We start from the raw sequence: 11,981 nt of genomic DNA on the forward strand, positions 1-11,981 counted from the left end.
AACTGCAGGGCCGAGTTCCTTCGGCCCTGCAGTTTTCAAGTTTGTGAGGAGAACCGGAAGCAGTGAAACTCGAGCTTCGCGGGATGACCAAGGTGTTCGGATCGTTTGTGGCCAATGACCACATCGATCTCACCATTCAGCCGGGCGAGATCCATGCCCTGCTGGGTGAGAACGGCGCGGGCAAATCCACCATGATGAATGTCCTCTACGGGCTCTACGACGCCGATGGGGGAGAGATCCTCATCGACGACGAGCCGGTGAAGTTCTCCGGCCCGGGCGATGCCGTGGCAGCCGGAATCGGCATGGTCCACCAGCATTTCATGCTCGTGCCCGTGTTCACCGTCGCCGAATCCGTGGCTCTGGGTTACGAGCCGACGAAGAGCCTCGGACTCCTCGACATCGCCGAGGCGCGGAAGAAGGTCATCGAGATCTCGTCGCGCTTCAACTTCAATATCGATCCCGACGTCCTCATCGAGGATCTGCCGGTCGGCGCACAGCAGCGCGTGGAGATCATCAAGGCCCTGTCCCGGGACGCCGAGATCCTCATCCTCGACGAGCCCACGGCCGTGCTGACCCCGCAGGAGACCGACGAGCTGATCTCGATCATGCGCCAGCTCAAGGAGCAGGGCACCTCGATCGTGTTCATCACCCACAAACTCCGTGAGGTCCGCGCGATCGCCGATGCGATCACTGTCATCCGCCGCGGCAAGATCGTCGGCGAGGCCTCCCCGGACTCGACCGAGACCGAGTTGGCCAGCCAGATGGTCGGCCGCGCCGTGTCGCTGACGACGGACAAGGACGCCGCCGACCCCGGCGATGCGACCTTCCAGGTCCGCGGCCTCACCGTCGTCGACAAGGCCGAGAACGTCGTCGTCGACGATGTGTCCTTCGACGTCCGCCGCGGGGAGATCCTCGCCGTCGCCGGCGTCCAGGGAAACGGGCAGACGGAACTGGCGGAGACGATCATCGGGCTGACCGAACCTCGGCTGGGCACGATCATCCTCGACGGGAAGAAGCTCGTCGGGAACTCGGTCAAGGACCGCCTCGGTGCCGGTGTCGGCTTCGTTCCCGAGGATCGGTCGACCGACGGCATCATCGCGGAATTCGCGATCCGCGAGAACATGATCCTCGACGTCTACGACCGCGAACCCTATGCCAAGGGGCTGAATATGCGGTCGAAGGTCATCACCGAAGAGGCGAAGAAGAAGGTCGAGGAATTCGACATCCGCCTCGGCAGCGTCGCCGATCCGATCTCGACCCTGTCCGGCGGCAACCAGCAGAAAGTGGTGCTGTCCCGCGAACTCGGTCGCGATCTGCGTCTGTTCATCGCCAGTCAGCCCACCCGCGGCCTCGACGTCGGATCGATCGAATTCGTGCACAAGCGCGTCATCGCCGAACGCGATTCGGGCACCCCCTGCATCATCGTCTCGACCGAACTCGACGAGGTCTACGGACTCGCCGACCGCATCGCCGTGATGTATGCCGGGCGCATCGTCGGCATCGTGGGGCCCGAGACCTCTCGTGAGGCACTGGGCCTGATGATGGCCGGCGTTCCCGCCGACGAAGCCCTCGAAGCGACGGCAGGCGGAGCGAGCACCGACGGTGCTGAGAACCCTGCCGACGATGCGGAACCGGCCGCCGCCTCGGCCGATGATGACGACTCAGCCACCACCTCGGCGGAGGAGACCAAATGACGACTGATATCTCACCGGCGGCCCCCTCGGCGGCACCGCCGCCGGAGTCCGAGGCCGCGGACGGCAAGGAACAGACTCTGCTGCAGCAGATCCTCTCGGGGTCCTGGCTCGTCTCGCTGCTGGCGATCGTGCTCGCCCTGTTGCTCGGCGGTGTCCTCATCGCCGTGTCGAACGCCGAGGTCGTGGCCGCGGCCGAGAACTTCTTCGCCGCTCCCGGCGAATTCTTCTCCACTCTCTTCCAGACCGTCGGCAACGCGTATTCGGCGCTGTTCCGCGGAGCGGTCTTCGACTGGGAGGCACGCACCACCGAACGTGCCATCCGTCCGCTGACCGAGTCGATGGTCTCGGGCACCCCGCTCATCCTCACCGGTCTCGGCATCGCTCTGGCCTTCCGCTGCGGTCTGTTCAACATCGGCGGTCAGGGCCAGGTCATCCTCGGCGCGACCATCGCCGGATTCCTCGGCTACGCGATGTCCCTGCCCCCGGTCGTGCACATGCTCATCGCGGCCGTCGGCGGCATCGTCGGGGGTGCGATCTGGGCCGGGATCGCCGGTGTCCTCAAGGCCCGGACCGGTGCCAACGAGGTGATCGTGACGATCATGCTCAACTCGATCGCCGGCTACGCGCTGGGCTACCTGCTCAAGCAGAACTGGTTCACGCACACGACCTCGGCGAACCCGCAGTCGCGTGTCATCGACGACTCGTCGCAGATGTTCCTGCTCCTGCCTGCGCCGTTCCGCCTCCACTTCGGTTTCATCATCGCGATCCTCGCCACGATCTTCGTCTGGTGGCTGCTCGAGCGCTCGACCGTCGGCTTCGAGTTCAAGGCAGTCGGTGCGAACCCCCACGCGGCCCGGACCGCAGGCATCTCCGTGTCGAAGGTGACGATCCTCGTCATGATCGTCGCCGGTGCCCTGGCCGGGCTCGGCGGCGCCGCACAGGTGCTCGGCACAGAATTCAAGCTCACCGGCGGCATCAGCGGATCGATCGGCTTCGACGCGATCACCGTGGCCCTGCTGGGACGGTCGAAGCCGCTGGGCACGTTCCTCGCCGGTCTGCTCTTCGGCGCGTTCAAGGCCGGCGGCTACCTCATGCAGTCGCAGACGGGAACGCCGATCGACATCGTCCTCGTCGTCCAGTCCGTCATCGTGCTGCTCATCGCGGCCCCGCCCCTGGTGAGGTCGATCTTCCGGTTGCCCACACCGGTGCTCAAGCGGAAGGAGGACTGAGATGACTGCTCAGACCGTGGACAACACACCTTCGCAGGCCAAGGCGCTTGCGCCGATCGCCTGGAAGTACCCGATCGTCTACTCGATCCTGGCTTTGGTCTCCCTGATCTTCTTCGGCCTCATCGGTCGTGACGGTGAGACGACCTTCCGTGTCGCCACCGGGGGTGACTTCTTCGCGATCCCCGACTTCGCCGTGTCCTCGACCGCGGCGGGGCTGACGCTGGGCATCCTGCTCATCATCATGGCCGCCGTGTCGGTCTGCTTGAGCGTCAAGCGCATCGACCTCGGCTCCTGGTTCCCGATGCTCTTCGGCGTCCTCTTCGTGCTGTCCTTCCTCGCCTGGGCCGGCGGCGGATCGGGCGGTGTGATCCCGCTGACGACGCTGCTCGCCGGTGCCCTGGCACTGTCCGTGCCGCTGATCTTCGGCGCCATGTGCGGTCTCGTCGGTGAGCGTTCGGGCATCATCAACATCGCCATCGAAGGTCAGCTGCTGGCCGGGGCCTTCCTCGCAGCGGTCGTCGCCTCGGTGGTGAAGAACCCGTATGCGGGTCTGCTGGCCGCTCCCGTGGCCGGTGCCCTGGTCGCCGTCGTCCTCACCTTCTTCGCGGTGAAGTACTGGGTCAACCAGATCATCATCGGCGTCGTTCTCAACGTCCTCGTCGTCGGCGTCACGAGCTTCCTCTACTCGACGGTGCTCACCGAGGACCCCGGACTGTGGAACTCCCGACAGAAGCTGCCGGATCTGCCGATCCCGCTGCTGTCCGACATCCCGGTGCTCGGGCGAGTGCTCTTCGACCAGAACATCCTCGTCTACATCATGTACGTCGTCGTCATCGCCCTGCAGATCTTCGTGTTCCGCTCGAAGTGGGGGCTGCGGATGCGCGCCGTCGGTGAGCACCCGAAGGCCGCAGACACCGTGGGCATCAAGGTCAACTTCACCCGCGTGCGCAACACTCTGCTCGCCGGTGCCATCGCCGGTCTCGGCGGTGCCTTCTTCACCGTCGGATCGGGCCTGGCCTTCGGCAAGGAGATGTCGGCCGGTCAGGGCTATATCGCCCTGGCTGCGATGATCCTGGGCAAATGGAACCCGAAGGGCGCGCTGTTCGCGGCTCTGCTGTTCGGCTTCTCCAAGAGCCTCGGCAATACCCTGCAGTCCATAGGCACCCCCGTGGCCAACGAGCTGCTGCTCATGCTGCCCTATATCGTCACCGTCTTCGCCGTCGCCGGCTTCGTCGGTCGGGTCCGCCCACCGGCCGCGGAAGGTGTGCCCTACGTGAAGTGAGCCCCGCCTCGGCGACGGATCGCCTGCGACCCCTCGACCGCCCCACAGTCACTCCCCGAAGGAAGAGGTATCCCCATGACTGTCCCCGAACCCCACGCTTCCACCCACGAATCGACCGAACCGGTCTGGAGCGAGGAACCCACCCCGGTCTGCCCCGAGGACCTCAGCGAAGGCACCTGGGAGCTGCTGCGCGCCGAGGCGATGCGGGCGATGAAGAAGGCCTACGTGCCGTATTCGTCGTACCCCGTGGGGGCCGCCGGCCTCGCCGACGACGGTCGCCTCGTCGGCGGCTGCAACATCGAGAACGCATCGTTCGGTGTCACGCTGTGCGCCGAATGCTCACTCGTCTCCGATCTGCTCATGTCCGGCGGCGGCCGCCTCGTCGCCTTCGACTGCGTTGACGGAGAGGGCAACACCCTCGTTCCCTGCGGGCGATGCCGACAGCTGCTGTTCGAACACGGCGGCAACGAGCTCATTCTCAACATGCCCAGCGGGCGAGCCCCGATGTCCGTGGTCCTGCCCGAGGCGTTCGGGCCCGATCACCTGAGCACGACCCGGACCGACCACAACGCGAAGCACTGACACCCTCACCGAGGTGGCCCGCCGGTGCGGGAATCGCCAGCCGGTGCGACGACAACGAAGGATTGAGACCGTGAGCGCAGAAGCATTCGACACCGTCGACGTCATCGCCGCCAAGCGCGATGGCCGAGCCCTGAGCAAGGAGCAGATCGACTGGGTCATCGACGCCTACACCCGGGGCGCCGTCGCCGAAGAGCAGATGGCGGCCCTGGCCATGGCGATCTTCATCAACGAAATGGAGCCGGAAGAGATCGCGCACTGGACGCAGGCGATGATCGACTCCGGTGAGCGCATGGACTTCTCGTCCCTGTCCCGACCCACCTCGGACAAGCATTCGACCGGGGGAGTCGGCGACAAGATCACCCTGCCCCTGGCCCCGCTCGTCGCGGTCTTCGATGTCGCCGTCCCACAGCTGTCCGGTCGCGGTCTCGGCCACACCGGAGGCACCCTCGACAAACTCGAATCGATTCCCGGCTGGCAGGCGGGACTGAGCAACGAGGCGATCGTCGACCAGCTCGACGACGTCGGCGCCGTCATCTGTGCGGCCGGTACCGGACTGGCTCCGGCGGACAAGAAGCTCTACGCCCTGCGCGACATCACCTCGACGGTCGACTGCATTCCGCTCATCGCCTCATCGATCATGTCGAAGAAGATCGCCGAAGGCACCGCCGGGCTCGTCCTCGACGTCAAGGTCGGATCCGGTGCGTTCATGAAGGACCTGACCAAGGCCCGCAAGCTCGCCCGGACGATGGTCGAACTCGGCAAGACCGCAGGCGTTCACACCTCGGCGCTGCTGACCGACATGTCCACCCCCTTGGGCCTGACCGTCGGCAACGCCCTCGAGGTCCGCGAATCCGTCGAGGTCCTCGCCGGTGGCGGACCCACCGACGTCGTCGACCTCACCGTGGCCCTGGCCGAGGAGATGCTGCGCCTGGCCGGCAAGACCGATGTCGACGTCCGCGCCGCACTGAGCGATGGGCGGGCGATGGACAAGTGGAGGCAGATGATCCGCGCCCAGAACGGCGACCCGGACGCCGCACTGCCCGTGGCCGAACACACCGAGGTCGTCACCGCCACCGAGTCCGGCGTGCTAACGAGACTCGATGCGCTGTCGGTGGGAGTCGCCTCGTGGAGGCTCGGTGCAGGACGTGCCCGGAAGGAAGACCCGGTCCAGAACGTGGCCGGAATCGAACTCCACGCCAAACCCGGGGACACGGTCACGGCCGGTCAGCCGCTCATGACACTGCACACGGCCACCCCGGAACGCTTTGAGAGGTCGATCGAGGCGTTGGAGTCCGCGGTCGAGATCGGCGGGGATGCCGCCTCGGTGCCGGAATCGATCGTCTTCGACACGATCACCTGAGCCGAATCGCACACTCTCAGCACTGCCGCGCGGCCGCTGGCCTCGCTACGCTGGACCTGATGACTCTGCGCGGCACCTGCACGCGCAACCATGCACGACCACGCAACCTTGCACGACCACTTCTGGAGGACCGAATGACCAGCCGCACCGATGTCGCGAACATCATCGACCACACCCTGCTCAAGCCCGAAGCGACCCGCGCCGACGTCGATGCCCTCGTGGCGGAGGCGAAGGAGCTGGGCGTGCTCGCGATCTGCGTGTCACCGTCCATGCTGCCGATCACCGATCCGGGTGAGCTCGTCGTGGCGACCGTCGTCGGGTTCCCCTCCGGCCAGGTGAAGCCGGAGATCAAAGCCGCCGAGGCTGCTCAGGCCGTCGCCGACGGTGCTGCCGAAGTCGACATGGTCATCAACATCGGACAGGCCGTCGCCGGGGACTTCGACGGACTCGAGGCCGATATCCGCGGCGTCGTCGAGGCCAGCGGGGACGCCCTCGTCAAGGTCATCATCGAATCGGCTGCGCTCAACGACGAGCAGATCGTCGAGGCCTGCCGCCGCTCGGAGGCCGCAGGAGCCGGATTCGTCAAGACGTCGACCGGTTTCCACCCGGCCGGAGGCGCCAGCGCTCATGCTGTGTCTCTCATGCGCGAGACCGTGGGCGACCGCCTGGGAGTGAAGGCCTCCGGCGGAATCCGCACCGCCGAAGCCGCCGAAGAGATGATCGCTGCCGGCGCGTCCCGCCTGGGCCTCTCCGGCAGCGCCGCAATCCTCAACTCCCTCTAACTACTACCTGACGGCGGCCCTGCAACCTCGCGAGGTTGCAGGGCCGCCGTCAGGTAGTAGTTGGGCATTATCTCTGCAATTATCAGTTCGAGATCCGCCACGCCGACTAGGCTGGAGACATGTTTGGAACCTGAGAATGGCATGTTGACAGTCTGCGCATGAAAAACTTCAGGTGCTTTGATGAGCTGTCAATTGATTTTGACGAGGAACTCACCGTGGTGATCGGTAAGAACGGCAGTTTTAAGTCTTTTGTGCTTGATAGGTTGGCAATCATGTTGTCGACCGTGCTGACAAATTTCGATGGCCCCAACAGAGGCTTTCAGCTGTCTGACGCGCGAAAGGTTCCGGTGGATCTGGACTCCAAGGAAGCAGTAACTGAGATGAGCCAGCAATTTCCGGAGTCTTTGCATATCGATGAAGTCGACTCGCATCTTCATCCGATGTGGCAACAGCAGATAGGACCCAAACTCAGACAGACGTTGCCTCGAGTGCAATTGATCGTCACAACTCACTTTCCACAGGTCCTGTCGACAGTGGACGCATCGCGCATTCGGATTCTCGATGGCTCGACCGTCAGAGAAGCTGAGTTCTCAGAACGGCTTCGCAGCGACATCATTCTTAGCAGCGTCATGGTGACCGATCCCGAACCAGCGATGGGCATCAATGCTACTTTACAAAGCTATGCGGAATTAGCTGACAATGGGGAAGGAGCCAGAGCCCGGCGGTTGAGCTCTGACGAAGACTTGATTCCGAACTGGGAGGTTTTGCTTCCGTCCCTAAACTGGCTGAGGCCGATGCCATGATGGCGTTCGATGGTTTGGATGACTGATGTTGAGAATCCATCCGTCGCCACCGTCGAGAATATGTGCAGAGCTGAGGAACCAGAAGGTCGACTTTGCGGGGCTCAAAGGCTCTGATCAGATTGGGCGAACGCTGTGGGTCCAACAGCAGGGGCCTTGTGCCTACTATGAACGAGCTCTTCGTGATCCTGACCGCGATGACCACCAGACCAAGATCGAACACTTTCATACTCAGAATGCTCTCGAGTGGACCGAATGCTGTGCCTACTGTAGTGGCGCGGCGTCGACGCTCGATGCCAGTACGACCTGGAAGAATCTGCTTCTAGTTCGTAAGGGGGGTGCCCCTATATTTATTGATAGGCCCTGAACGGGGTCTGGTCGCTGGTCCTGGTATGGCTGATTTGCCCTGTCATTGATGATCCGGGGGTGTTGCCGCCAGGAATCCAGGACATGCGTTGACTGCTGATAGGGACTCGGCCCAGCTTTGTCTGAGGTCTCGTCGTAACATGGGTGCCAGCATCGGGTGTCACGACATACCTGCGACCATGGAACTGATGGTCGAGGAGGACTGTCATGAACACCGAATACGACGTCTGGTTGGGGCTCGACGTCGGCAAGACCAGTCATCACGGTTGCGGACTGGGGCCCGCCGGTGAGCGGGTCTTCGACCACGAGCTCGCACAGGACGAGACTGCACTTCGTGACGTGATTACGAGTCTGCAAAATGAGTTCGGTCGTGTGCTCGTCGTCGTTGATCAGCCGAACACGATCGGGGCGCTACCCGTCGCGGTCGCCCGGGATTGCGGTGCCGATATCGCTTATCTGCCGGGGTTGGCGATGCGCAAGGCTGCTGACTTGTATCCGGGGCAGGCGAAGACGGGTGCCAGGGACGCGTTCATCATCGCCGACACTGCGCGCACGATGCCACACACCTTGAGGTCGGTGGATCGGGAGTCGGATGTCTTGGCCAATCTCAATGTCTTAGCCGGCACGGACGAGGACCTCGCTCATGACATTACGCGAGCGATCAACCGTCTGAGGTCCTAACTGTTACAGATCCACTCGGCGCTGGAACGAGTCTTCAAGGGAACCGTGCTGACCAGGACAATCGTGTTGGACCTGTTGATTCGGTACCGAGGTCCGGCCGGCCTGCGCACAGCTGGGAAATCAGGGGTGAAGCGGTGGGCGCGTAACCATACCCGCAAGGACCCGTCGGTGCTGATCGATGCGATCTTCGACTCTCTGGCCGAGCAGACGGTGACCGTGCCCGGCAGTCAGGCCTCGGAGCCGGTGGTGCCGCGGCATGCCGCCAGGATCAAGGCGTTGAAGGTTGAGCGGGGCGAGATCGAGGCAGAAGCTACTGAGTTGGCTGATTCGCTCCCTCTTCTTCAGGTCTTAACGTCCATGCCGGGAGTCGGCGTTAAGACCGCGTCCCAGATCCTCCTGGCAGCCGGTGATTTCTCTGCGTTCAAGACCGTCGGTCATCTGGCTGCGTATGCCGGGATCGTGCCGGTGACGCGGAGGTCGGGAACATCGATTCGGGGCGAGTTCCCGTCGCGGGCGGGCAACAAAAGGTTAAAGAACGCGTTGTTCCACTCAGCGTGGGTGGCATCGTGTCATGACCCGTTATCGAAGGCCTACTACGACTGGAAACGGGCCGAAGGCAAGCGTCACAATGCTGCGGTCATGTGTCTGGCTCGTCGCCGGCTCAATGTCCTGTTCGCGATGGTCAAGACAGGGGCCTTCTACGAGGAGAAGACCCCTGTTGCTGCTTGACAGTAAATGTAACGGGCTTCCGAGAAAGGGCGGGCCAACCACTTGCGATGCCTCGAAAGATAACGAGGACATCTGCGCTCGGTTCCGCGATCCGAAAGTGTGGGAGTCGGCTGTGTTGGCAACAGTCAGCCGGTCCGGTCGATGTCGGTGCAGGGCTTCCGTGCGGTGCCAACGACGTGATCGACAGAGTCCTCAATCTCAACGATGAGCACTTGATCAGTGCTCGACGGACGATCATCGCGGCGGTCGGCGCAGAGGCGAACAAGACCTAAGCGCGATAACACGGCCTGACACGTGCTGATCGGGAGACGATTGATTCCAAGCTGAGGGTGCAAGCTCAGGCGCTGGAGTTTGCAACGACTCGCTTGTCGATCGCCGAACGCTTAAAATAATGGAACTGAGAAGTCCTGCACCTGGTTGAGAGGTTGCCTCGAGTACCGACGCCAGTACGCAACCGAAATTGACCCAAGCTTAAGTCTTACTCCATGGGTCAGTTCATGCTGGCTCTTCGAGGTCCGTCATCGTGGTGCCTTCCGGTAAGACCACGATGCCGTCGTTGTCGCTGACTAGTAGGCGGTTGGGCGTGAAGGTGGCACCGCCGAACGACAACGAAACGTTGCGCTCACCGTCACCGGATTTGAGACTGCGGCGAGGGTTGCTTCCAAGCGCTTTGACAGCGATGGGGATCTCGGCAAGTAAGTCAACATCGCGCACAGCGCCGTTGCAGATGAGTGCTGCCCATCCGTTTTCTGCGGCGACGGCAGCCATGTTATCGCCGAACATCGCCACATTCATAGAGCCTGCAGTGTCAATCACGAGCACGCGACCGTTACCAGCCTCGCGAATAATGGATTTGACCTGCATGTTGTCTTCGGAAGAACGGAAAGTGACGATTTCGCCGGCCACATGTGCGCGAGCCCCGAACTGGCGCAGCTGCAAGCTGCAACTCTCCAGCTGTTCACCGTAGATATCGTATAAATCGGAAGTGCTCCGAAGCATGGTGACTCCTCTTCTATCGAGCTGAGAGTTAGCGGTTTAGATGCCTTCAAAGTCGTTTTCCTCGAGCGCCTTTAGGGCGCGAAGGACTAGTGATTCTGTCAGAGCTCTTGCCAAAGTCTCATTGCGTTCCAAATAGGCATCGTACAAAGATCGATGGTCCTGATATGAGCGCGCTAGGCGGCCAGGAAGAGTAAGGCCGCGGCGTCGCACACGCAGTACACGTAGGCCTAATGAATCGATCATGTTGCCGACTAGAGGATTGTTACCCAGCTCCACCTCGCGCTGGCGGAAGCGTACGGATTGGCTAAAGTACATGTCCACATTTCCCTCCCCAGCAGCTGAACGCATGAGTTCCAAGGGGCCTTCGAGTGTTGTCAGGTCTTCGGTCGAAGCATGACGCACGATCTCTCGGGATACTAACGAATACAAAGTGGCCCGGACATGATAGAAGTCCCGAACTTCCTTGGGCGAGAGGCGGGAAACACGTGGCCTCACACGAGGACGGATTTCCACGAGTCCCTCACGAGATAGGACCGCTAAGGCTTCGCGCACAGGGGTGCGACTTGTGTGGAAGCGTTTGCCCAGTTCTACGGAAGTGAGTTCGAAGCCGACTGGAATGGTGCCCTCGATGATTTCTAGTGCGAGCGTTGTGACGATGTTGCGTACCAGGTCACCCTGGTCGGTGAGGCTCTGCAGTTTGGGCAACACCTCATCAGTGAGCATCCGCGTGAATGTTGTAGCGGTCATGGGCTCCTCTTCGCAGTCGGCCAGCGAACTCGATCATACATTAGCTGCTCAATACGCAAATGGCGACACTTAGGGGGTTGATGTAGCGCAAATCACGGTGTTTACTTGTTCATGTCGTCAAAGTGGCGACACTTTATGCAAGGAGGGTCCACATTGGAGAGGACCGAACGAGTGAAAATCGTCCGCGAGGCATTCCCGGAGGCTGAAGAAATCGAGGACGAAGCCCTTCAGCTGGTTGTCATTGAGATCTGGGCACGGGCTTGGGAAACCAGCGAGTGGGAGAAGCTCGAAGATTGCCCGAAGGGCATCGACCTGCCAGTTGTACATAACCTGATAATGCACTCTCGCGCCGTGGCGTCTTTTGCTATGAGCTTGTGCGACCAGCATCGCGCGTATAACGGTATCTCGATGAATCGCGACGACGTCATTGCCATCGCGTTGTTGCATGATGTCTGCAAACTCCACGAGTTCACTAAGACCGATGCAGGCTATGCAAAGTCGCGAATCGGCAACATCTACCAGCACGGTTATCTCTCAGCGCATTGGGCACAAGAGGCCGGTCTGAGTGACGAGATCGTTCACGGGCTGATCTCCCACACGCCGCTCTCCGGCGTTGTTCCTCAGACTCAGGAGGCCGTGCTGGTGCACTACGCCGACTTCGCTGACACAGATGCCCTCCTCCTGGAAGCTGGTCTGACTCTTTTCTGTAAGCGCAAATAAGGACTTCTCA

At 62.0% G+C, this 11,981-nt stretch carries 10 protein-coding genes and 1 pseudogene; 9 read left to right on the forward strand and 2 right to left on the reverse strand.

All coding sequences use genetic code 11. The annotated features are described in order from the left end of the window. Positions 1-62 precede the first annotated feature (62 nt). The 8 genes and pseudogenes from GUY37_RS05260 (at position 63) to GUY37_RS05295 (ending at position 9,505) form a co-directional block, all read left to right on the forward strand. Entirely contained in the window at positions 63-1,694 is a 1,632-nt protein-coding gene (locus tag GUY37_RS05260) for an ABC transporter ATP-binding protein (RefSeq protein WP_166823096.1), read from the forward strand. Further along, complete coding sequence (locus tag GUY37_RS05265) at positions 1,691-2,923, forward strand: ABC transporter permease (protein ID WP_166823099.1); 1,233 nt, start codon at positions 1,691-1,693, stop codon at positions 2,921-2,923. Before GUY37_RS05260 ends, GUY37_RS05265 begins: the two co-directional genes overlap by 4 nt. Position 2,924: 1 nt before the next feature. Next, positions 2,925-4,205 carry an ABC transporter permease gene (locus GUY37_RS05270; RefSeq protein ID WP_166823102.1) on the forward strand — a complete coding sequence of 427 codons (1,281 nt, stop codon included), beginning with the start codon at positions 2,925-2,927 and terminating at the stop codon, positions 4,203-4,205. Between the two features lie 75 nt (positions 4,206-4,280). Next, positions 4,281-4,787: a cytidine deaminase gene (locus GUY37_RS05275; RefSeq protein ID WP_166823105.1), complete on the forward strand. Its 507-nt coding sequence runs from the start codon at positions 4,281-4,283 to the stop codon at positions 4,785-4,787. A 70-nt stretch (positions 4,788-4,857) separates the two neighbouring features. Then, positions 4,858-6,147 (forward strand): thymidine phosphorylase, encoded by a 1,290-nt coding sequence (locus tag GUY37_RS05280; protein WP_166823108.1) that lies wholly within the window; start codon positions 4,858-4,860, stop codon positions 6,145-6,147. A 134-nt stretch (positions 6,148-6,281) separates the two neighbouring features. Continuing rightward, a complete protein-coding gene (gene deoC / locus GUY37_RS05285) occupies positions 6,282-6,929 on the forward strand; it encodes a deoxyribose-phosphate aldolase (RefSeq protein WP_166823111.1) in 648 nt (215 codons plus the stop codon). A 158-nt stretch (positions 6,930-7,087) separates the two neighbouring features. Further along, positions 7,088-7,732 (forward strand): AAA family ATPase, encoded by a 645-nt coding sequence (locus tag GUY37_RS05290; protein ID WP_166823114.1) that lies wholly within the window; start codon positions 7,088-7,090, stop codon positions 7,730-7,732. A gap of 570 nt (positions 7,733-8,302) precedes the next feature. Next, positions 8,303-9,505, forward strand: a pseudogene (locus tag GUY37_RS05295) (IS110 family RNA-guided transposase). A 495-nt stretch (positions 9,506-10,000) separates the two neighbouring features. Here GUY37_RS05295 and rraA read toward each other — a convergent pair. Next, positions 10,001-10,504, reverse strand: coding sequence for a ribonuclease E activity regulator RraA (rraA, locus tag GUY37_RS05300; protein WP_166823117.1), 504 nt, complete (start codon positions 10,502-10,504; stop codon positions 10,001-10,003). A gap of 36 nt (positions 10,505-10,540) precedes the next feature. Continuing rightward, on the reverse strand, positions 10,541-11,251 hold the full coding sequence (locus GUY37_RS05305) for a GntR family transcriptional regulator (RefSeq protein ID WP_166823119.1): 711 nt from the start codon (positions 11,249-11,251) through the stop codon (positions 10,541-10,543). Positions 11,252-11,422: 171 nt separating this feature from the next. Between GUY37_RS05305 and GUY37_RS05310 the strand changes: the two genes are divergently transcribed. After that, positions 11,423-11,971, forward strand: a complete 549-nt coding sequence (locus GUY37_RS05310) for an HD domain-containing protein (RefSeq protein WP_166823122.1) — start codon at positions 11,423-11,425, stop codon at positions 11,969-11,971. Positions 11,972-11,981: the final 10 nt, after the last annotated feature.

This window comes from Brevibacterium limosum (assembly GCF_011617705.1).
Taxonomy (GTDB): domain Bacteria; phylum Actinomycetota; class Actinomycetes; order Actinomycetales; family Brevibacteriaceae; genus Brevibacterium; species Brevibacterium limosum.